The organism is Corynebacterium sp. CNJ-954 (assembly GCF_001942345.1).
Lineage (GTDB): Bacteria > Actinomycetota > Actinomycetes > Mycobacteriales > Mycobacteriaceae > Corynebacterium.
On the sequence record NZ_MKKI01000003.1, the window covers coordinates 125,147 to 146,207 of the forward strand.

At 65.4% G+C, this 21,061-nt stretch carries 22 protein-coding genes and 1 tRNA gene; 7 read left to right on the forward strand and 16 right to left on the reverse strand.

Features of this window, described 5'->3' with window-relative positions; all coding sequences use genetic code 11:
• The first annotated feature begins 13 nt into the window (after positions 1 to 13).
• On the forward strand, positions 14 to 1,261 hold the full coding sequence (locus tag BJF89_RS02305) for an RNA polymerase sigma factor (protein ID WP_075811885.1): 1,248 nt from the start codon (positions 14 to 16) through the stop codon (positions 1,259 to 1,261).
• Here the strand turns inward: BJF89_RS02305 and bcp are convergent, their stop codons facing one another.
• Positions 1,262 to 1,744 carry a thioredoxin-dependent thiol peroxidase gene (bcp, locus tag BJF89_RS02310; RefSeq protein ID WP_075811917.1) on the reverse strand — a complete coding sequence of 161 codons (483 nt, stop codon included), beginning with the start codon at positions 1,742 to 1,744 and terminating at the stop codon, positions 1,262 to 1,264. It lies immediately after the preceding gene.
• A gap of 138 nt (positions 1,745 to 1,882) precedes the next feature.
• On the opposite strand from bcp, the gene BJF89_RS02315 reads away from it, so the two are divergent.
• The 3 genes from BJF89_RS02315 to BJF89_RS02325 all read left to right on the forward strand — a co-directional run bounded on the left by BJF89_RS02315 (position 1,883) and on the right by BJF89_RS02325 (position 3,755).
• Positions 1,883 to 2,164 carry a DUF3618 domain-containing protein gene (locus tag BJF89_RS02315; RefSeq protein WP_038552933.1) on the forward strand — a complete coding sequence of 94 codons (282 nt, stop codon included), beginning with the start codon at positions 1,883 to 1,885 and terminating at the stop codon, positions 2,162 to 2,164.
• 67 nt (positions 2,165 to 2,231) lie between these two features.
• The gene (locus BJF89_RS02320; protein ID WP_075811886.1) at positions 2,232 to 3,308 is read left to right on the forward strand and encodes an AbrB family transcriptional regulator; all 1,077 of its coding nucleotides are present in this window, start codon (positions 2,232 to 2,234) and stop codon (positions 3,306 to 3,308) included.
• 30 nt (positions 3,309 to 3,338) lie between these two features.
• The gene (locus BJF89_RS02325) at positions 3,339 to 3,755 is read left to right on the forward strand and encodes a phage holin family protein (RefSeq protein WP_075811887.1); all 417 of its coding nucleotides are present in this window, start codon (positions 3,339 to 3,341) and stop codon (positions 3,753 to 3,755) included.
• A gap of 3 nt (positions 3,756 to 3,758) precedes the next feature.
• Here BJF89_RS02325 and BJF89_RS02330 read toward each other — a convergent pair whose 3' ends face one another.
• Together BJF89_RS02330 and BJF89_RS02335 are read right to left on the reverse strand one after the other, a co-directional pair.
• The gene (locus BJF89_RS02330; RefSeq protein WP_075811888.1) at positions 3,759 to 4,994 is read right to left on the reverse strand and encodes an MFS transporter; all 1,236 of its coding nucleotides are present in this window, start codon (positions 4,992 to 4,994) and stop codon (positions 3,759 to 3,761) included.
• Between the two features lie 145 nt (positions 4,995 to 5,139).
• A tRNA-Lys gene (locus BJF89_RS02335) sits at positions 5,140 to 5,212 on the reverse strand.
• Between the two features lie 326 nt (positions 5,213 to 5,538).
• Here BJF89_RS02335 and BJF89_RS02340 point away from each other — a divergent pair.
• Complete coding sequence (locus BJF89_RS02340; RefSeq protein ID WP_075811889.1) at positions 5,539 to 6,732, forward strand: Ig-like domain-containing protein; 1,194 nt, start codon at positions 5,539 to 5,541, stop codon at positions 6,730 to 6,732.
• 16 nt (positions 6,733 to 6,748) lie between these two features.
• On the opposite strand, the gene BJF89_RS02345 is transcribed toward BJF89_RS02340, so the two are convergent.
• From BJF89_RS02345 to BJF89_RS02395, 11 genes are all read right to left on the reverse strand, one after another.
• Positions 6,749 to 7,297, reverse strand: coding sequence for a flavin reductase family protein (locus tag BJF89_RS02345; RefSeq protein ID WP_083650447.1), 549 nt, complete (start codon positions 7,295 to 7,297; stop codon positions 6,749 to 6,751).
• Positions 7,298 to 7,314: 17 nt separating this feature from the next.
• Positions 7,315 to 8,058, reverse strand: coding sequence for an ABC transporter permease (locus BJF89_RS02350; protein ID WP_075811891.1), 744 nt, complete (start codon positions 8,056 to 8,058; stop codon positions 7,315 to 7,317).
• A gap of 17 nt (positions 8,059 to 8,075) precedes the next feature.
• Positions 8,076 to 8,831, reverse strand: coding sequence for an ABC transporter ATP-binding protein (locus tag BJF89_RS02355; protein WP_075811892.1), 756 nt, complete (start codon positions 8,829 to 8,831; stop codon positions 8,076 to 8,078).
• Positions 8,828 to 9,934 carry an iron chelate uptake ABC transporter family permease subunit gene (locus BJF89_RS02360; RefSeq protein WP_083650448.1) on the reverse strand — a complete coding sequence of 369 codons (1,107 nt, stop codon included), beginning with the start codon at positions 9,932 to 9,934 and terminating at the stop codon, positions 8,828 to 8,830. The genes BJF89_RS02355 and BJF89_RS02360 overlap by 4 nt, the downstream gene beginning before the upstream one ends.
• Positions 9,924 to 10,940, reverse strand: a complete 1,017-nt coding sequence (locus BJF89_RS02365; protein ID WP_075811893.1) for an ABC transporter permease — start codon at positions 10,938 to 10,940, stop codon at positions 9,924 to 9,926. The genes BJF89_RS02360 and BJF89_RS02365 overlap by 11 nt, the downstream gene beginning before the upstream one ends.
• Before the next feature lie 155 nt (positions 10,941 to 11,095).
• Complete coding sequence (locus BJF89_RS02370; protein ID WP_075811894.1) at positions 11,096 to 12,121, reverse strand: siderophore ABC transporter substrate-binding protein; 1,026 nt, start codon at positions 12,119 to 12,121, stop codon at positions 11,096 to 11,098.
• A 373-nt stretch (positions 12,122 to 12,494) separates the two neighbouring features.
• A complete protein-coding gene (locus BJF89_RS02375) occupies positions 12,495 to 13,490 on the reverse strand; it encodes an LLM class flavin-dependent oxidoreductase (protein ID WP_075811919.1) in 996 nt (331 codons plus the stop codon).
• 21 nt (positions 13,491 to 13,511) lie between these two features.
• On the reverse strand, positions 13,512 to 14,105 hold the full coding sequence (locus tag BJF89_RS02380; RefSeq protein ID WP_075811895.1) for an HdeD family acid-resistance protein: 594 nt from the start codon (positions 14,103 to 14,105) through the stop codon (positions 13,512 to 13,514).
• Between the two features lie 75 nt (positions 14,106 to 14,180).
• Entirely contained in the window at positions 14,181 to 14,771 is a 591-nt protein-coding gene (locus BJF89_RS02385; RefSeq protein ID WP_075811896.1) for an HdeD family acid-resistance protein, read from the reverse strand.
• A gap of 66 nt (positions 14,772 to 14,837) precedes the next feature.
• A complete protein-coding gene (locus BJF89_RS02390; protein ID WP_075811897.1) occupies positions 14,838 to 16,592 on the reverse strand; it encodes an ABC transporter ATP-binding protein in 1,755 nt (584 codons plus the stop codon).
• The gene (locus tag BJF89_RS02395; RefSeq protein ID WP_083650449.1) at positions 16,589 to 18,325 is read right to left on the reverse strand and encodes an ABC transporter ATP-binding protein; all 1,737 of its coding nucleotides are present in this window, start codon (positions 18,323 to 18,325) and stop codon (positions 16,589 to 16,591) included. The genes BJF89_RS02390 and BJF89_RS02395 overlap by 4 nt, the downstream gene beginning before the upstream one ends.
• Positions 18,326 to 18,479: 154 nt before the next feature.
• On the opposite strand from BJF89_RS02395, the gene BJF89_RS02400 reads away from it, so the two are divergent.
• Complete coding sequence (locus BJF89_RS02400) at positions 18,480 to 19,289, forward strand: MurR/RpiR family transcriptional regulator (protein ID WP_075811898.1); 810 nt, start codon at positions 18,480 to 18,482, stop codon at positions 19,287 to 19,289.
• On the opposite strand, the gene BJF89_RS02405 is transcribed toward BJF89_RS02400, so the two are convergent.
• Positions 19,290 to 20,084: a VOC family protein gene (locus tag BJF89_RS02405; RefSeq protein ID WP_075811899.1), complete on the reverse strand. Its 795-nt coding sequence runs from the start codon at positions 20,082 to 20,084 to the stop codon at positions 19,290 to 19,292. It abuts the gene before it with no gap.
• Between the two features lie 189 nt (positions 20,085 to 20,273).
• Here BJF89_RS02405 and BJF89_RS02410 point away from each other — a divergent pair, with 189 nt between their 5' ends.
• Positions 20,274 to 20,591 (forward strand): hypothetical protein, encoded by a 318-nt coding sequence (locus BJF89_RS02410; RefSeq protein WP_075811900.1) that lies wholly within the window; start codon positions 20,274 to 20,276, stop codon positions 20,589 to 20,591.
• A gap of 4 nt (positions 20,592 to 20,595) precedes the next feature.
• On the opposite strand, the gene BJF89_RS18420 is transcribed toward BJF89_RS02410, so the two are convergent.
• A partial coding sequence (locus BJF89_RS18420) for a hypothetical protein (RefSeq protein WP_187344662.1) occupies positions 20,596 to 21,061 on the reverse strand: 466 nt, incomplete at its 5' end.

Consider the following 21,061-nt stretch of genomic DNA (forward strand, 5'->3'; position numbering starts at 1 on the left):
CTGGCCCCACGCCATGCCTGACCTTCCTGTGGCTCTGGACGCGGAGACCCGTGCCCGCCTGATCGCCACTCTCGCCCGACGCTTCGGTGACATCGATCTCGCCGAGGACAGTCTGCACGAAGCGGTGCTCCAGGCGATGCGCACGTGGCCCGAGTCAGGAGAACCCGACAGCCCGGTCGCGTGGCTGACGACCGTCGCAAAACGCAAGGCGCTCGACGTTGTCCGTCGTGAGGACGTCCTCGCCCGGAAGATCGCGGAACTGCACATCGAACAGGGACGCCCGGCCGGGGACGACCCCGTCGGAGATGCAGTCGGGGAGGGGAAGGCGGACCGGGACGACCGGCTCGCCATGCTCGTCGCCTGCAGTCACCCTGCGTTGACACCGTCTGACCGTGTTGCGATGACCCTGCGTTTCGCCGCCGGACGAGACACCCGCGTGGTGGCTGACCTGCTCCTGCTGCCGGTGTCTACCCTGCAGCAACGCATCGTCCGTGCGAAGAAGCGCATCCGCGCCCTCGGCATCTCCTTCGCCGTGCCCGACGGCGACGTTCTGGCAGAGAGACTGGACAGCGTGTTGAAAGTGATCTACCTGATCTACACTGACGGTTTCGCCCGCAGTACCGGGCAGGACCACGTCCAGGACGATCTCACGGCGGAAGCACTGCGCCTCGCCCGTCTGGTGCAACGTCTTGAGCCGGATTCGGCGGAAGCGACCGGCCTACTGGCACTGCTGCTTCTCACGGAGGCACGTCGTCCTGCCCGCCTCACTTTTGACGGACTCCCGGTACCGCTGGAGCATCAGGACCGGACTCGGTGGGACGGACCGCTCAAGGCGGAGGGGCTGATTCTCGCCGAACGTGCCGCTGGAATGCCGGGTGCCCGGACCTACGCCATTCAAGCGGCCATTGCCGCAGTGCATGCCGAAGCGTTGACCTTCGCGGACACCGACTGGCGCCAGATTGCCGTTCTGTACCGGCTTCTCGGGAAGTATGAATCCGGTCCAGCGGTGCAACTGGCCACGGTGGTCGCCGTCGGTCGGACCGAAGGACCGCGACGGGGAAGCGAACTGCTCGGGGAACTGGCCGGGGAGCGGGCTTTCGACGACTACCGCCCGTTCCATGTCGCCCGGGCAGTCACATACCGGGAACTGGGGGACCATCGCAGCGCCGCAGCGGCCTACCGACGGGCACTGGAACTTCCGGGGAACGACGCGGAGGACCTTGTCCTGGCGGACATGTTGTCGGAGGTGACTCGGGCCTGATTACGTCAGGTCACGGATGATCCGGCCGACGTGCCCGGTGGCCTTGACGTTGTATTTCGCCAGTCCGATGGTTCCGTCGGTGTTGATCAGGAACGTCGAACGGATGACACCCTGCACCACCTTGCCGTAGTTCTTCTTCTCCCCGAAGGCACCGTAGGCGGTGAGCGCCTTCTTCTCCGGATCGGAGAGCAGGGGGAAGGTCAGGTCGTGGTTCTCGCGGAACTTCTCCAGCTTCTCCACGGAGTCCGGGGAGATGCCGAGAACGTCCACGCCGGCGTCGTTGAGTTCGGTGAGCGAGTCCCGGAAATCACAGGCCTCGGTGGTGCACCCCGGCGTATCCGCCTTGGGGTAGAAGTACACGATGACGCGCCGACCGCTGTAGTCGGACAGGCTGACCTGACGGCCCCGGTCGTCGGTGAGGGTGAAGTTCGGTGCCACGTCCCCGATCTCGAGGATGGTGCGGTTGTTGTCGGAAGTACTCATGTGCTCCGAGTGTACGGTGATCCGCGGTTCTGTCGAGCACCGTTCGGAGGGTTCTTCTGCACTGCCGGCACCGGAGAACGTACAATTCAGGAACAATCCCGAAACCGTCAGTCACGACCAGCAATGCAGGAGACTTCAGTGGCCCGCACCATCGACTCTATCCAGAGCGACATCGAACGCACCCGTGAACAGCTCGCGAAGACTCTGGACGAGCTCAGCGTCCGCGCGGCTCCGAAGAACCTGGCGGACGAGGCGAAGACCCAGGTCTCCAATGTTCTCGCCCAGCCGAAGGTCCAGCTGATCATCGGCGGTGTCGTCGCGGGTGTGGGCCTTGTCGTCGCGCTGACGGTGGCGGGCAAGCGCAACGAGAAGAAGCAGATCAAGGAAATCCAGCGCCTGCTGGCAGACGCCAGGTCCTGATCACCATCCCCGCCCCGCGCGATCCCGGACAGCCCCGGCGGATCTCCGGCACAGACGTGCCGTCGAGATCGCCGGGGTTTGCGCATGCGCGGTGGTGCTCGGTGCGGTGTGCACCGAGCTCGGTGTCCCGGCGTCCTGGATCTTCGCCTTCCTGGTCTCGTTCGGCGCCTACGCGATCCTCTCCGACCGGCAGACCACCCCACCCACGCGACTGATGCAACCGGCCCAGGTGGTCATCGCGATGGTGTGTGTGGCCCCGCTGGTCGAACTCGACGGGGCCACGGTCGCTGGCTATGTGACGCCGACTGTGCTCGCCCTGGTGGTCACCTTGGCGGTCTGCGCAGCGGCAGCGTTCCTCCTCCACCGGTCAGGTGCAGCCAGCGCGGTCAGTGCCCTCCTGGCGACGTTGGCCGGGGGAGCGAGCGGGATGACGGTGCTCGCCGCCGAGCTGAAGGAGGACGTGCGCTTCGTCGTCCTCACCCAGTACCTGCGCCTGTCACTGGTGGTGTTGACGTTGCCGGTATTCGTGCACGTCTTCGCCGGTGGGGGAGACGCCGGTGCTGGAACAGATGCCGGGGCCACCGGTGCCGCTGACTCTGCGGCATGGTGGTCGCCGGAACTCCGGCCAGTCCTCGGTGCCCTCGTCGTCTGGGGGCTGGTGTGGTTGCTCGTGCGGCTCACGCGCCGGGTGGTGAAGCTGCCGGTGCCGTATCTTCTGCTGTCGATGCTGCTGACCTGGGCAGCCGGGGTGGCCGGAGTGCCGGACGAGTGGCTGCGCCCGGAAGGACTCCTGCTGGTGTTCGCCTATGCGGTGATCGGCGTGCAGGCTGGCGGGACACTCACGAAGTCGGCGTTGCGGCAGTTCAGCCACAGTCTGCCCCTGATCCTCGCTGCGGTGGCGTCGATGATCATCGGGGCGATTGTCGCCGCGCTGCTGATCGCCCACTTCAGTGACGTCCCACTGCTGGACGCCTATCTGGCCACCGTGCCCGGCGGGATCTACGCTGTGTTGGCCTTCGCCCATGAAGCCGGGTCGGAGCCGATCGTGACCGTGGTCCAGGTGATGCGCACCCTGGCGATGTTGGTCATCGGTGCGTACCTGCCGACGATCATCGGCTGGTGGGGGAGACGTCGGCACGCCTGAATGCCGTCCCGGCGATGGTAGTTTCGGGGCATGGGTCTCATCTGGAACTTCCTCGTCCGTGCAGTCGGTACCGCCGTGGGACTGTGGGTCGTGACCTACTTCATCAGTGGTGTCACGGTCACAGCGCCGGCGGAACCCCTCCTCGGCAACGGTGAAAACGACCGGTTGTGGGTGTTCCTCGGTTGTGCCGCCGTGATCCTGCTGCTCAACATGACGGTCCGTCCGGTTCTCCGGCTCCTGGGGCTTCCACTGACGATCCTCACGCTGGGCCTGTTCGCGCTGGTGATCAATGCCGGCGTCTTCCTGTTGGCCGAGGTGCTCGCGCAGGCGGTGGGACTCGGCCTCGATATCGCGACCTTCGGCGCAGCGTTCTGGGGTGCGATCATCATGGCGCTGGTCAGCTGGATTCTCGGGCCCATCACCGGGCTGCTCTCTGCCCGACGCTGAGGGTCAGGTGCGGTCGGCGTCGCCGGGGGTGTCGAGACCCGTTCCGGTCTGGTCCTGGAGTGTCCGGGAGTCGGAGACGGACGCCCAGCCGACAGCGGCGAGCGCGAGCAAAATCCCGCTGACACCGAAGGCCCAGCCGAACCCGGCGACGTCGACGAGCACTCCAGCCGCCAACGGGCCCAGAACGCCGCCGAAATCCTGGAGCATCGAGTAGCCGGCGACGGTGGAGCCGCCGCGCCGGGTTCCGACGATGTCCGCGAGCACCGCCTGCTGGCCCGGGTTCACCAGGGCAGAGCCGGCACCGGCGACAACCATGGCCAGGCACGCCAGGACAATGGTCGGTGACAGTGGGAACGCCACGTAGCCGACAGCGGTAACCACCATGCCCAACACCAGCATCGGCTTGCGTCCGACCGTGTCGTTCCAGCGTCCCGACGGCAGGATGAAGATCGCGTTGCCGGCGGCGTAGGAGGCGAGCGCCCAGGCGGCCACGGCCGCGTCACCGTTGAATGCTGCGGCGACGAACAGCGGCACGATCGACACCCGGACCCCGAAGGACGTCCACCCGAACACGAAGACCGACCCCAGCAGGACACGGTAGTGCGGGATGCCCAGCGACGTCGCCAGGGAGAGCGGCTCGCGAGGACTTTCGTCGGCCTGCGCGCCGGCAAGGGAGGAGCGGCGGAGTGCGAACCAGACGACGGTGGCCGCGACGACGAGCATGATGAAGTAGAAGATGAACGGGGCCCGGAGACCGAATCCGGCGACGAGAGCCCCGAACACCGGGCCCATCAGGTTTCCAAGCAGGAAACCCGCGGCGTTGACACTTGAGACCCGGCCGCGGGCGTCCACCGGGCTCACCTTGATCAGCAACGCGGTGGCCGCCACGGTGAACATGATCGAACCGACCCCGCCCAGGCCACGGAGGATCAGCAGCTGGGTGTAGTTCCCTGCCAGGGCACATGCCCCGGTGGATGCCGCGACGATGAGGATGCCGAGCGTGTAGGTACGCCGTTCACCGAGTTTGACGAGGATCCGTCCTGCCAGGGGAGCTCCGACCAGGCGCATCAGTGCGAAAGCACTGACGATCCCCGAGGCTGCGGCGTTCGAGACACCGAAGGCGTGTGCGTACTGGGGGATGGCGGGTGCGACGACTCCGTACCCGAGGGCGACGGCGAAAGCGCCTGCGACCAGTGCCCACACCTCGACCGGGAGTGGTGTGTGGCGTCTGCGTGGCATCAGGACATCATATCTCCGCGGGCACGGCGAGCAGGCGCGGGGTCTCTCACACCGCAGTCCCCGCAGTCGCCCCCGGTGTATGAGCTACAATGACGAAACCCCGGACGGCCAATGGTCGAAGCCAGTGCCCATCCGGGGGTGATTGTGCGTCATCAGGGACTCGAACCCCGAACCCGCTGATTAAGAGTCAGCTGCTCTGCCAATTGAGCTAATGACGCATGTTGTTCTCTGGAGCGGATGTCCCGTCCTCGGCAACGAGAGAAACTATAGCCCCACGCCGTAACCGTGGCAAATCCCCAGGTCGCGTCTCCGGCAGTCGCCGGGAAGCGCTGGGGTAACGATTCGGACACAATATGCCGGACGTGGCCGTTTCCGTTACTTTTGCGGGGCAGCCCAGACGTATGATGGTCGCCGAGACGGGGCCCGACCCTCACCTTGCCGGGCGCAGTGGGACTGCTGCGTCACTACCGTCGACATGATTTCACCACAATATTTCATCGCCCCGGGTGCTCGTCATCTGAGGCGGAAAGAGACTGTAGACACCATGCACTTCCGATTCGGCCGCAGCGGCCGGGTTCTGCGTTCCATCGTGGCGGCGACCGCCGCCACCGCACTGCTGACGACCGCGGCCTGCACCATTGATGACGACGGTGACACGGACACCGAACAGGTGGCCCAGGACGACGGATCCTCCGACGACGAAGACGCCGTCGAGTTGACCGCCAACGTCGATGATGACGATACCGACGTCAAGGTGGACGAACCGATCACCGTCCAGGACGACGAGGGTATCGACTCCGTCACCCTCACAGACGGCTACGGCACCGAGGTCGAGGGGTCGTTCAACGACGGCAAGACTGAATGGGCCACCGACGGCAAGCTGGAGTACTCCAGCACCTACACCCTCGAGGCGAAGGCGGGCGACGAGACGTTGTCGACGTCATTCACCACATTCAGCCCCGGCCTGTTGACCAACGCCTCTCTGGCACCACTCGACGGCTCGACCGTCGGCGTCGGCCAGTCAGTCGCATTGCGCTTCGACGAGGCCCCCGCCGATCGTAAGGCCGTCGAGGACGCCATCAAGGTGACCACCGAGCCCAAGGTCGAGGGCGCCTTCTACTGGATCACCTCCAATGAGGTGCGGTGGCGCCCGGAGGAGTACTGGAAGCCCGGCACCGAAGTCACCGTGGATGCCGACCTGGTGGGCAAGGACCTCGGCGGCATGTACGGCGAGGTGGACCGTTCCGCGTCGTTCACCATCGGTGATGATGTCCGTGCCGTCGCGGATGATGCGACGAAGATGGTGACTGTCACCCGCAACGGCGAAGTCGTCAAGACCATGCCTACGTCGATGGGTATGCCTGGTCATGAGACACCCGAGGGTGTCTACCAGATCGGCGACCAGCTCGAGGCGTTGACCATGGACTCGCAGACGTACGGACTCGCACTCGACGCGGGCGGTTATGTGACCGACGTGCAGTATGCGACGCAGATGTCCTACTCGGGTATCTACTTCCACGCGGCTCCGTGGTCGCTGTGGGCGCAGGGCAACACGAATACGTCGCACGGGTGTCTGAACCTCTCCGTGGAGGACGCCCAGTGGGTCTACGAGAACCTCAAGCGGGGTGACATCGCCGAGGTCCAGGGCACCGGGGGAGGTCAGCTCGAGGGCTACGACGGGCTCGGCGACTGGAACATCCCCTGGTCGACATGGTCGGCAGGCAACGCCGACGAATAGTTGGCCCTGGCGCCGGTCACAACGGGGGTTGGCCGGTGGGGAAACGGTAGAACTGGTGGCTCCGGAACATCAGGGGGGACGGAGCGGCGACGTCAGCGCAGGCCGGGGCCTCACTCTGTCCGTCTGCGCCCCGGGTGACGTCCGTGACCTCCGCCGCGATGAGAGTGGCGTCGCCCACCTGCAAGGTGTCGATGGTGTGCGCCCGCATGACCGCCAGCGCGTCCGGCAGTAGTGGCTCGCCGCGGGAGGCCCTGGTCCACTGCTGGTCCGGGGTGAACCTGCGGCCTTCATACCGTGAGAACTCATAGGCGATCCCTGCCTGGTCTTCGCTGAGGAAGTGGATCAGGTACGACTCCGCCGCCAGGATCGCGCCGGCGCTCCCTCCCGGTTTCGACAGGGAGAACGAGACCGCCAGCGGGTCGACTGACAGTGAGGCGAGACTGGACACAGTGAGCCCGACATCCTGGTCGGAGACGTGGGCGGTGATCAACGCGACCCCGGTGGGATGGCGGCGGAACGCCGTCCGGAAACGTGTGGCAACGGTGTCAGGCTCAGGTGAGGACATGGCAACCAACCTACCGCTCATCCGACGGCCCGGTGGAGGGTGGGGGCGAGGCTTCCCGCAATGACGGTCGCGGTCAGCGCCCCCGCCGCCATGATTCCGGCAAGCACGACGATCTGGAAACGTCCGGCGTCCACTGGACTGACTCCGCCGAAGATGGCGCCGACGAAAGCTCCGGGCAAGGTGACCAGCCCGGTGGTCTTCGTCTGGTCCGTGGAGGGGACCAGCGCCTCGCGGATGGAGAATCGCGCGATGTCGAGCGAGGCCTGTCGGGGAGTGGCTCCCAGCGCCAGCCAGCCTTCAACTTCACTCCACCGCTCTTCTGTCGCCTGGGCGAGTCTCCGGCCGGCCAGCGTGGCGGTGGACATGGCACCTCCGATGATGATGCCGCCGATCGCCAACGCATAGCGCGACGAGAACTCGATTGCGCCGGTCAGGAAGACCACGCCGAGGACTGTCGCGACCCCTGCAGCCATGGCTCCGGAGACGACGAGGAAGCGGGACAGTGTCCAGCCGATCCGGTGGGTACTTGTCACTGCGGCGACGGTGAACATGACGAGGAGTGCGAGGGCGACCCAACGGGGATCGGTGATTACCCCGGTGAGCACCACGCTGACCAGTGCGAGCTGGACGGTGCCACGGCCGACCGCTGCCGCAGTGCTCCACCGGTGGCGCACACCTGCGGCGGAGAGCACCGTCACGGCGATCGCCACGAGAACGGCGACACCGACCAGGCTGTGCCAGATCTCAGGGGTGAGGGTCATGGTGCCGGTTACCGGACTCAGAAGTAGTTGGCCAACGGGCCGTACTCGGTCTCCAGGACCTGGACGTCGGTGCCGAAGATCCCGGTCAGCACGTCGTCCTGGATCACCTCCTCCGGGGTGCCGAAGACATTGACCTCACCGTTGGTCATGGCGCAGATGTGGTCCGCGTAGCGTGCGGCGAAATTGATGTCATGCAGGACGATGATCACGGTCCGGCCGAGTTCGTCAGAGGCGCGTCGTAGCTGCTTCATCATCTGGACGGAGTGCTTCATGTCCAGGTTGTTCAGTGGTTCATCCAGCAGGACGTACTCGGTGTTCTGTGCCAGGACCATCGCGACGTACGCCCGCTGACGCTGACCGCCGGAGAGCTGGTCGAGGTAGCGGTTCTCGAACTCGCCGAGGTTGAGGAAGTCGATGGCCTCGGAGATGTACTTCTCGTCCTCGACGTTGAGCCGTCCGTGGGAGTAGGGGTAGCGGCCGAATCCGACGAGCTGGCGCACTGTGAGACGGGTGACGAAATGGTTCTCCTGGCGGAGAATCGACAGATGTTTGGCGACGTCGCCGGAGGACGTTGAGGCAACGTCCATCCCGCCGACGGTGATGGTGCCGGTGTCTGGCTTCTGCAGGCGTCCGATCATGGTCAGCAGGGTGGACTTCCCGGCACCGTTGGGACCGACCAGTGCCGTGACGCCCCCAGCCGGGATGTCGATGGAGACGGGCCCGATCGTGGTTTCGGCGCTGTAGGTTTTGGAGACGTTGTCGATGGAGATCACAAGCGGCCCTTTCGCATGATGAAGAAGAGGAACAGCGCCCCGCCGACAAGCTCGATCACGATGGTGACCATGCCCTCAGCGTAGAAGATGTTGCGCATGATGAAATAGGATCCGGACATGACGATATAGCCCACCAGCACAGCTACCGGCAGGATGAGCCGGTGGTCGTAGGTGTCGGTGAGCTGGTAGGCCAGCGTGGCGACCAGGAATCCCAGGAAGGTCATCGGGCCGACCAAGGACGTGGTCATGGCCATCAGGACGGCAACCAGAAACAACAGGATCATCAATTCGCGCTTGTGGTTGATCCCGAGGTTGTTGGCGGCGTCTTTTCCCAGGGCGACCACGTTCATCCGTCGTGAACGGAGGTAGAGGAACGTACACGCCACGATCACGATAGGGATGACCAGGGGGAAATTGTCGGTGTCAGCGTTTCCGAGGTTTCCGAAGTTGCGGGCCGTCAGGACATCGAATTCGTTCGGGTCGAGCAGACGCTGCATGAAGGTCGACAGGGACCCCAGGCCCCCACCGATGACCACACCGACCAGCAGCATGATCTGGATATTGCCGAACCGCCCGGACAACAGCCAGCTGTACAGGAAGACGGCGAAGACGATCATCAAGGTGGATTGGAAGATGAACTGGGTCGTTCCGGTGAAGGCGTTCAGGCCGCCGACCCCCAGGAAGAAGATCACCGCGGTCTGCGTCACCACATACAGCGACTCGAAACCCATGATGGAGGGCGTGATGATGCGATTGTTCGTCGCCGTGTGGAAAGAGACCGTGGCGAACGCCTGGCAGAATGCGACGATGAGCATGGCTACCAGCGATTCGACGCGCATTCCGGCGATCTTCCAGTAGCCGCTGGTTCCGAAATCCATCGGGTTGCCGTAGCTCAGATGACCCATCGTGAACCCTGCCGCGGCAATGCCGAGCACGGTCACCAGAATAACGTAGCGGGTCCGTTCCTTCCTGGTCGCGAACGGGCCGGAGTGCCTTTGTGCGCGTCGGACATCGGATGTGTCGGCATCCCCGGGTTCATCGTGGGAGAGGTCGTGTCCGGTGTCCTTGAGCTCGGCGTGCCGGTCGGCGGAACTATCTGGCATAGCGGCGGCTCCTCAACAGCAGGAAGACGAAGACGACAGCCCCTAGTACACCGAGAACCACCGACACGGGGACTTCGAAAGGCATGATGACGGTGCGGGCGATGATGTCACAGGTGATCAGGATGCATATGCCGAGCATGCACACCCACGGGAGATTCGACCGCAGGTTGTCACCTCGGAACAGCGACACGATATTCGGCACAACCAGCCCGAGGAAAGGAAGGGAACCGATGACGACGGTGACTACACCCGACACCACCGCCACCATCATGATGCCGACCATCAGGACGGAGCGGTAGTTCAGCCCGACGTTGGTCGCGATGTCCTTGCCCAGCCCGGCGACGGTGAAGCGGTCGGCGACGATGAACACCAGAATGGTGACCGCCAGGACGATGTACAGGAGTTCGTACCTGCCACGGACGACTCCGGTGAAGCTGCCGGCGAACCAGATTCCCAGCTGCTGCAACATGTCCGTACGGAGCGCGACGAATGTGGACAGGGAACCGACGACCGCCCCGAGCATGATCCCCACCAGTGGCACGATCAGTGACGACTTCAGGGTCACCCGCTGCAGGAACATGAAGAACACGACCGTTCCGACCAGCGCGAAGACGATCGCTCCGACCATACGTGTCATCATGCTGGCCCCGGGGATCATCACCATGGTCAGGATAAGGCCGAGACCGGCCCACTCAGTGGTGCCGGTGGTCGTGGGCTCCACGAACTTGTTCTGGGTCAGCAACTGCATCACCAGACCACACATCGCCATTGCCGCACCGGCGAGCCCGAGGGCGATGGTACGTGGGATGCGGGTGATGCCGAACATGTTCCATCCGTCCTCGGCACCGGTGATGTCGTAGACACCGATGAACAGCGAGGCGATCACCAGGGCGACTGTGAAGACGATACCGACGAGGATCGGCCAGGTGGTACGCCACCGGGAGTTTTCCCGTGGCGAGTCATGGGAAGGTGGCGCCTGGTCGGCGGAATGTGGTGCGACGGTCATGGGGGTCCTTCGCTGCGGGGTGCCGCTTCTTCGGGCGGTGACACGGTGATGCCCGGGAGCGGACGGCGTCTTGTCATGCCGTTCCGCTCCCGGGCGTCTGCTCGGCTCGGGCTGAGCCGACTCGAGTGCGCCGGCATGGCACCGGCTGAGGTGGACTACTCTGCGTCGTGAGCCTCGAAGGCATCGGCGATGATGTCCAGGACCTCGGTGTAGGCCTCGATGTCCTCGGTGGTGTAGAAGTCCGACGGGAAGTAGACGATGTTGTCATTCTCGACAGCCGGGACATTCGTGAGCGCGGGGGAGTCGGCGATGATTTCGGATGCGGGCTGGGCGTCCTCTTCGGAGTTCACGCCGGCGTCGCGGTCGAGGACCAGGATCCAGTCGGGGTTGGACGCGGCGATCTGTTCAATGCTGATGTCATCGCCCTGGTGGTTACCGGAGCCCTCCTGGTCAAGTGCCGGGGTGAGGTCCAGCATCTCGAAGACCGGGCCGACGGAACGGCCCGTGACCGGGGCGGCGTAGTTGATGTTGCCGCCGGAGACGACGACCCCCATCACGGTTTCCTCGGCATTGTAGGCGGCGGCTGCGCGCTCCTTGGCCTCGTCGAAGTCAGACTCGAGGGAGCTTGCTTCATCCTCCTTCCCGAAGATCTCACCGATCAGCGTGGTGATGTCTTTCAACCGATCCTCGAGGGAAAGTTCGTTCTCGGCATCCTCGTCCTCGAAGTTCTCACCGAAGCTCAGGTCGACGACCGGAACATCCGGGAGAAGCTCCTTCATTTCGTCGTAGTAGCTGGCGTAGCGGTAGCCGGTGACGATCAGATCCGGCTCCGATGCGACGAGTTCCTCGAGGTTCGGCTCGTTGTGGTTGCCGGTGTTCCTGATCTCGGTGTCCTCGTGGTACTTCGTGATGGTGTCCGGGATCAGATCGACCGGTGCGGAGACCAGGTCGATGTCCCAGTCCTCGAGGACCTGGAAGATGCGGTTGTCGAAGGCGGCGACGCGCTCGGGTTCTGCGGGAATCTCGACCTCGCCACGGGCGTCGGTCACAGTACGGGTGTCGCCGCTGCCGCTGTCCGAGTCGTCATCGGACGAGCAGGCGGCGAGGGCTCCCAGGGAGAGTACGGCGGTCATGGACACGGCCAGCGCGCGGCTGGGCGTGCGACGGAGGGTGAGGCGCATTCGGCAGATTCCTTTTCTTGGCAGCCGTGCTGCCGGAATCAACGTCAGGAATCTTCCGGTGGCACGGTCTCGGACGGGCTGAGCAAAACTCGTTCAGCGGCAGCGTAACCGAGGTGAACCGCATGCAGCAAAGCGCACCCTAAGCAGAAGATAGGTTCGGGTGGGTTACCCGGGCGAGTGTCCGTACCATCCGTGGCTCTCAGCAAGTGTTTATGCCGAGGTCACGGTACGGACCGCGTCCCGCGGGGGCTCTGTCGGCGAAGCGTAGGTATCGGGGGTGAAACCAGGGGGCACTCACGTGTGAAAGTGGCCGCTGTAGTGCAGGTATTCTGCCGTCTTCCGCGCACTACATTCACTACATCCCCGCCTTCGGCTACATTCCCCAGGCGTCGGCGAGGATCTCCATACCCCGCAATGACTGCTCCGTCGACGGCGACTGGATCGCGACCATGAGCTCATCCGCCTGTGCTGTGGCTGTGAAACCTTCGAGGTACTCGCGGACCTGTTCGCCGGTCCCGACCGCGGAGTACCGCAACATCGAGAGGATCTGCTCGGCCGCCGGGGACGACATCAGCAGGTCGAGGTCTTCCTGGGAGACCTTCCGTCCACGCAGAGCCATCGACTCCACACGTCCGCGCCGTACCTTCTCGTTCTGGGTGGCGGCGTCGGCCTCGGTGTCGGCGGCGGTCACGTTCACCGCGGCGATCACATACGGTTCGGGGTGTTCCTTCGACGGCCGGTAGGTCTGCCGGTACACCGACACCGCTTCCTTCAGTGCATCCGGTGCGAAGTGCGAGGCGAACGAGTAGGGTAGTCCCAGTTTCGCCGCCAACTGGGCGCCGAACAGTGAAGAACCCAGGATGTAGACCGGAACGTGGGTGTCGGTGCCCGGGGTTGCGGTGACTCCGGGAACACGCGAGCGCCCGGCGAGGTAGCCCTGAAGCTCCTGGACGTCCTCCGGGAAGGACTCGGCGGCCCGCGGGTCGCGCCGCAGTGCCAGGACGGTGCGTTGGTCGGTGCCCGGGGCGCGCCCGACACCGAGGTCGATGCGGTCCGGGTACAGCTCGGCGAGGGTGCCGTACTGCTCTGCGATGACCAACGGCGAGTGGTTCGGCAGCATCACGCCACCGGAACCCAACCGGATCGTCTCGGTTTTTGCCGCGATATGGGAGATCAGTACTGCCGGGGCGCTGGAGGCGATGCGCGGCATGTTGTGGTGTTCGGCGTACCAGATTCGGGAGTAGCCGAGCCTTTCGGCGTGCTGAGCCTGTTCCACGGAACGCAGGAAAGCGTCCCGGGAGGTTTCACCGTCGTACACGGTGGCGAAGTCGATGAGGGAGAGGGGGACGTGCCGTTCGTTGGTGGTCATGACCACGACGGTACGCCGGGTCTAGCGGGTACGGCGCAACCGGATTCCGATGACGATGGACAGCGCTCCGAACAGCAGACCGTACACGCCGAGGATCCATGCCAGGGCGACGAGTCCACCGGCCGGCTCGGCGAGGGCGATCCCCCCGAGAAGCACACCGAAGACGATGTTGAGCAGGCCGGTCGCCAGGCTCCACCCGCCAGCACGTGACGCGGTGCGTGCGATGCCGGTGAGGACCAGACCCAGGGCCATGATCCACAGGACGGCCATGGCGCCGACAACGGCGAAAGCGACGGGGAAGAGGAGCACGGCGACGCCCGCCAGTGCCGTGATGATGCCGGAGAACATCGTGAAGCCGCAGGAGGCGGCGTGGGAACGCTGTTGGACAGCGAGGCCGATCGTGCTGAATCCGTCGACGAGTAGCCACAGGCCGATGACCAACCCCACGACCGTGGCGGTCTCGATGGGGAAGAGGAGCAGCGCCAGGCCGACGACGACGCTCAACCCGCCTCGCCACAGGAGCATCTTTCCGCCGGTGTCGCGGAGATGCCGACCGAGGTGAGGGCCGGGTACTGCATAAGAACACTCAGTGGTGTCCCCAGGACGGGTGATCATGGCGATCGATCGTAGACCTGCGTGAGGAGAGCGCACAACTCCTATGGGGGTTGCTGTGACGACGCTGGTGGAGCGTTACGCCGCTGTCTGTCCTGACCTGCGCATACGGATTGAAATGACGATCGCTGAGATGCCCAGGATGAGGGCGTAGACACCGGCGACCCATGCCAGTGTCCACACGTTGTCGACCGGGTTGAGGATCGCGAGGACGCCGAGGAGGATACCGAAGATCACGTTGATCACACCGGCCGCCACTGTCCAGCCGCTCCTCAGCGACTGAGGCACGCTCAGCTGGGTGACGCCACTGATCACCAGGCCGATAGCCAGGAAGCCGATGATGAAGAACGAGCTGATGATCGCGAAGATGCCGGGGATCAGCAGGATCGCGATACCCGCGACGACGGCGACGACGCCCTCGGTCAGCGCCCAGCCCCACGGCGCCCCGGCCTTCTTGAGGTCGAAGGCCTGGCCGGCGGCGACAAGACCGTCGACGATCATCCAGGCTCCCACGAACAGGCTCATCACGATGGCTGAGCTGAAGGGGAAGAAGACCAGGAGGAGGCCCATGATCACTGCGACGATGCCTCGCCAGAGCAGGAACTGTGCGCCCCGCTGACGCAGAGAGGTGAGGAACGTCGTTGAGGAGGGGGACGTAGATGAGGACATGACACCGACCCTTTCAGGAGTGTGAGTGCACAATGAGGTGTGACCCCATGGTATGCCCGTTCAGCCTCATGTGCGTGGTGTCCTGTTTGCGTTCCACGCCGCCCATAAACGGGAGTAAGGGCCACCGGCTGCCACGAGCTCGGTGTGGGTGCCGTCCTCAAGGACACGGCCCTGCTCCATGAGCACGATGCGGTCGCAGGCGGCGGCCTGTGAGAGACGGTGCGCGATGACGACTCCGGTACGTCCCTGCAGCACGACCTCGGCAGCGTGGTCGAGGACCGCGGCATGTGCCGAGCCGGCCTCGGCAGTGGCTTCGTCGAGAATCGCGAGGGCAGGGTCCGCGATGAGCAGCCGGGTGAGGGCAAGGTGCTGTTCCTGCGCCGCGGTGAGCGGGTGACCCTGTGCGCCGACAAGGGAATCCAGGCCGAGGGGCAGTTCGTCCAGGAGGTCGGCGGCACCGACCCGGCTCAACGCGGTGACCAGTTCGTCGTCAGGGACATCGGGTGCCGCCAGAGTGAGGTTGTCGCGCAGAGTTCCGGAGAAGATGTGGGTCTCCTGGCTGACCAGCATCGTGTCGGCGGGAGCGTCCACCGTGCCGGCGGACGGCCGGTGGATCCCGGCGATGAGCGCAGCCAGAGTCGTCTTCCCGGCCCCTGAGGTGCCCACCACGGCGACGCGTTGCCCGGCAGGAATGGTCAGCGAGACGTCGTGGAGGACGTCCGCGGTGCCGTCGTAGGCGAACTTCACGGAGTCGACATGGACATGGCCTCCGGTGCACTCGGCGGTCGCCTCCGGTGCACCTGCCGTCTCCGGGGCCTCCGAGGCTTCTGTGCTGGAGCCGAGGTCGGTGACCCCGATGATGCGGGCCAGCGAGGCTGCAGCTGCCTGGAGTGTGTCGATTTCGATCATGAGGCCCCGCAGCGGGCCCTGGAGACGGAGGAAGTACAGCACCGCGGTCGTGGCTGCCCCCACCGTGACCAGGTCCGCCCCCACCAGACCGTAGCCGACGAACAGGACCGCGCTCAGCACGGCGACGAAGGCGAGGTCGATCCGCCAGGCGAACATCGTCTGCACCGTTCGGGCCCGCAGCGCCCACGTGGCGACGGCCCACGATGACAGCGCGATGCGTACGGAGTGCCAGCCGGACAGCCGGTAGGCCAGTACCGTGTCCAGCCCTTTCAACGCTGACAACAGGTGGTGGGCGCGGGTCCCGAACGCGGCCCGTTCGGCGGCGTACAGCGGCGGTGCCAGTCTGACGTACCACCGCAGGGCCAACCAGTACAGTGGCACCGCTGCGAGAAACGTCAGGCCGAACCGCCAGTCCAGCAGGAACAGTCCGCCCAGGGTCAGGACGATGGTGAACACCGTACGTGACAGGGACGGCAGAACCTGGGACAGTGCCTCGGAGACCTGGGCGACGTCGTCACTGGCTCGGGACACCAGGTCACCGGTCCCGGACCGTTCGACCCTCTCCTGGGGCATGCGTAGGGCAGTTGCGACCAGACGTTCACGCAGCGTGGCGAGAAGCCGCTCCAGTACCCGCGACGCCAGCAGGACTCCGAGGACGCTCAACGCGGAGGCCGCCACGATGGTTGCGGCGATCAACCCCCCGTAGAGCCATATCGGCCGGGTCTCTCCGCCGTCGGAGATATCGTCGACGATGGTGCCGAGTAGCGCCGGGGTCACCAGCTCCAGTGCCGCAGCACCGGCGGAGATGACGGCGGCGATGATCAGCAACGCACGCCGTCCTGCGAGAGCCTGCCAGACAGCGGCGGTGGAGCGGCGCCCTGTTGCCACGGGAAGACGTTCGGGGGTGCTCACAGATCCACCACCCGGTCACAGTTCGCCAGCATGGTCGGCGACTCGGTGATCACCAGCGTGGTCCTCCCGGCGCGGAAGGCACCGAGGCGGGATGCCACGGCATTCTCCGTGACCGCGTCGACCGCGGTGGTGGGATCGTGGAGGACGAGGACCGGTGGATCCGCGGTCAGCGCCCGGGCCAGGGCGACACGTTGACGCTGACCGCCGGACAGGCGTGTGCCGCCTTCGCCTACCCGGGTCTCCACCCCGTCCGGCAATGACTCGACGATATCGTCGCATGCGGCGGCAAGCAGCGCCGAGTGGAGGAACGCGTCAGCGTCGGGGCGGCCCGGCGCGAGGTTCTCACGGATCGTGCCGTCAAAGAGGTCCGCGGTGTGAGGTGCTGTCAGCACTGTCGCGCGATAGCTTTCGACCGGTAGTGACGCGGCGTCAGTGTCGTCCGAACCGGACGCGGTCAGGGCAATCTGCCCGGAGCCGTCGGCGGAACGACCGTCCGACAGGAGCGCGACCAGGTCACGTCCCGTCCGTCCGCCGGCACGAACCCCCACGAACTCGCCGGAGGTGACAGTCAGGATGTCGGTACGGTCGTACACCACCCGAACACCGGGCGACGCCGGTGCCTGGACGGTCGGTCCGGCAACGTCCTCGTACTCGACGGGTGCACGGAGAAGATCCAGCACGCGTTCGGCCGAGGCGACACCCGTGGCCCAGATCGCGCCAGCGTTCGCCGGAAGCATCGTCAAGGGTCCGACCAGGAACTGCGTCACTCCGACGACGGCCACCAGTTCTCCCACGCTCAGCCGTCCGGTCAACGCGAACCACGCCGCGCAGACAGTCAGTGCGGCGATGAACACGCCGGTGACGGTGTTCATCGACACGAGGAACAGTGCCCGGGACGACCTGGCCCGAAGGGCTCCGTCCATGGCGAGTCTGCTCACGTCGACATACCGCGACGATGCCTCGTTCTCCGCGCGCAGCCCCTTGATCACCCGGTATCCGGTGATCAGGTCGGTCGCCCGTCCTGTCGCGCCGGCGGCGAGAGCCTGCTGTTCCCTGCTCCGGCGCTGTAGCGGGCGTCCGGCTGACGTCATCAGCCACAGCATCAACGGCCCGCCGACCAGCACAGCAAGTCCGAGCGGCCAGGAGATGGTCAGCAGGATCACTGCAGAAGCGAGGATGGCCGCGATTTCGCCGACAGGGTAGATCCCCAACTGCATCGTCGCCGCCAGACGGAAGACGTCGCCCGTGGCCACGGACAGCAGTGCGCCACCGAGTCGACGGTCCTTCATCCCCGCCGGGTGCAGCAGTCGCTCGGTGACCTGCATGCGTAGCCGGTGTTGCACGGTCTGCATACCGAAGAAACCCATACGTGAGCCGAAACGGAAGGTGAGGGACATCAGCCCGACGTCGAGTGCCAGCAGGATGGTCCAGAACAGCAGCTGGCCCAGACTGCCGGCGGCAATGCCACGGTCCACGGCCGCACCCGCGATGACCGGCAGGGCCGCGGCCGCGATGTTCGAGAGGATCAGCAGACCGCCGCCGGGCAGGGTGAACTTCTTGGCACCCAGGATCACCCTCCAGGTGAACTGCGCCGGCGTCGGATCATCATCCACAACGACCGGATCTGCGATGCGTGGACGCTCCGGCGCCTGGAGCAGGAGTGGCCACCGGATTCCGAAAGCGTGGCTGCGCAGCGATTCTCCGTCAGCGGCGACGGGGGAGGTCAGGGCCATGAAACGATCTCCTGTAATGCCCGTCGTGACGTCGACGAGGTTCCGTAGGGTGCTGTGCGGGACAGCACGTACGCTACCACGAAAGAAGTGAGGTTCACCTCATATGAGGTGAACATAACTCCCTGTGCCGTGAAGTCCTAGTAGTGTTCACGACATGGAGTTGGTGGAGAGGATCGAGACGCACCGCAGGAGCCTGACTCCGGCAGAGACACGGGTAGCGGATTTCATGGCGAACAACCCCCACAGTGTGGGGCACCATTCGGCGCTGCGTCTCGCTGAAGCTGTCGGAGTGAGCGATGCGACGGTGGTGCGTACCGTCCGGAAACTCGGCTTCGGGGGGCTTGACGACCTCAGGGAGAGGCTCGCCGACGACTTGTCGCGCGGGGGACGGATGGGTGCGTCACTGCGGGACGGCGCGGTTTCGCGCACCATTCGTGAGCACGTCGGTGGGGCTGAGTCACTCGTGGAACGGGTGAATGAGGACGACCTGCTCGAGGCGGTGGAGCTCATGGCACAGGTGAGCCGCATCGTCCTGGTCGGTTTCGGGCCGTCCCGTCATATCGCCGAGTACGCCGCAGCGCGCAGCGTCCGCACCGGTCTGAACGCCGTGGCGCTGGGGACAACCGGGATGGGGTTCGCCGATGACATCGCGGTTCTCCGCGACGATGACACCGTGCTGCTGTTGGCCTATGACGGTACCTCCGTGGAGGCGGACGTGCTTTTTGTCCGGGCCGCGGAACTCGGTGCGCCCGTCGTCCAGCTGACTGAGGGGGTGTTGACCTCGGATCCGCGGAGTACGGTGGCGTTGGCCATCGGACGGGGCAATCCTGACTTCAGTCCCAGTTACGTTGCGACCGTCGCCGTACTGGAAGCGTTGATCGTGGCGACCGCGGCGAAAGACCCGGAACGCAGCGAACGCGCCGGGGAAGTCGTCGACCGCTTTCGAGGCGAACTCGGAGGGTGATCAGCGCCGAGTGGTGGCGGGCGTGACCGTGGCGCCTGCGATGAGGGTAGGGGATTCGGTGAGTTCCGCACGCTGCACGGTGAACCCGTAGAGTCCGGGGGCGCTGTCCGGGGCCGACATGCGCTCGACATGGATGTCCGCGCCCGGCAACGCCACCGTCGTCCCCCGGAGTTCGCACCCGAGGAGGTCGGCGAGGAGGCGGGCGTCGTGTGACGGTGAGGTGCTGTGGACCAGGAGTGCCACCAGGTCCGGCCCGTGCACGCTGGCTGGCTCGCTGTCGCCTCCTTGCGTGACCCGATGGTGGGCACGCATCTGGGCGATCACCTCTCGCGGTGGGCTGTAGCTGATGAAGAAAGGGAACCAGGCCGGCGCATCAGTGACGAAGACCTCGGTGAATCCGGCGTCCTGACCGTCGACCTGGTCGTCGAACCGGATGTCGCAGACGGACACCTCATAACCGCTGTCGCGAAGTGATTCGGCCGTTGCGTGGGCATCGGGGACGTGGACGGCGAAGCTGACCAGCCCCGGCGTCGCCGAAGTCTCGATAGTGGGGCGCATCACGGAGAGAGTCTCGCCGTACACCGAGCCCGATGCGGCATCCCAGTCGTCGATCACCGCGAGTTCGACGTAGCGGGCATCGTCGATCCCCCATGCAGCATTGCGGAACCCCGGCATCGACAATGCGGCATGGGTGGGGAGACCGAGGTTGTCGTAGGACGCCATGGCGGTCGTGAGGTCGTCCACGATATGGATGAGGTGGTCAAATGAGCACTCGTGTTCGGTGGTGTCCAGCATCTGGTGCTACTCCTTCGCGTGCGGTGAGTAAGTAAGGACAGGCTACCTAAATTCTGTGGCGGTCGGGGAGTGTGAGTGACGAAAGTCGGGTGAAGGGGGAGTGAATTCCCGGTTCATTCGTGACATGGGGCACACGTCCGCTATCCTGTCTTGTGAGGTAGTTATCGTTTCAGAAGAGGTCCAGGTCACATGAATTCCGCCGTCGGTGCCGGGCATGTTTCCCCGGTGTCGTTGTCCCCACGGGTGCGTCGCACGTTGCTGCGATGCCGTGCCTGTGGGAGCAGTGGGTTCTTCACGACCCCTCACCTCAACCTCGGCCGTGACTCGGTCGAGGCAATGATTCCCGGACGATCCGTCGGCCGAAAGTCCCCGGCCACCCCGACTGTTGTGGTGGTGGCGGAAGCGCCGGACGCTATGATCCTCGTGACGGACGACGGTGGCGGCAGGGATGACCTGTCCGCATCTGTTCCACAACTCACCAGCGCTATTGACGAGCGAAAGCAGTAGGAGACTACACAATGTCCAACGACGACAAACAGGCCCAGCCGATGAAGCTGGAGCCGCCTGTCGCCCAGGCGCCGGGTGCGCCGGCCGCGCCGTCGGCCCCGGCGACACCTGCCGCCCCTGCCACTCCCGCTGAACCAGAGTCGGCTGAGACTCCGGCCGCGACAGAGGCTCCGGCCACCCCGGATGCGGCTGACGACACTGCGGCAGCGCAGGGTACGGCGGCGGAGGGGGACGCTGCGGAGTCGACGTCTGAGCCCGCTGCTCCGGGTGCTCCCATGAAACTCTCCGCGCCAGGTGCGCCAGGTGCGCCAGGTGCGCCAGGTGCGCCAGGTGCGCCAGGTGCGCCAGGTGCGCCGAGCGCGCCCGCAGCCTCTGCTGCTCCCAGCGCTCCGGCTGCACCCTCCGCCAGGTGCGCCAGGTGCGCCAGGTGCGCCAGGTGCGCCAGGTGCGCCAGGTGCGCCAGGTGCGCC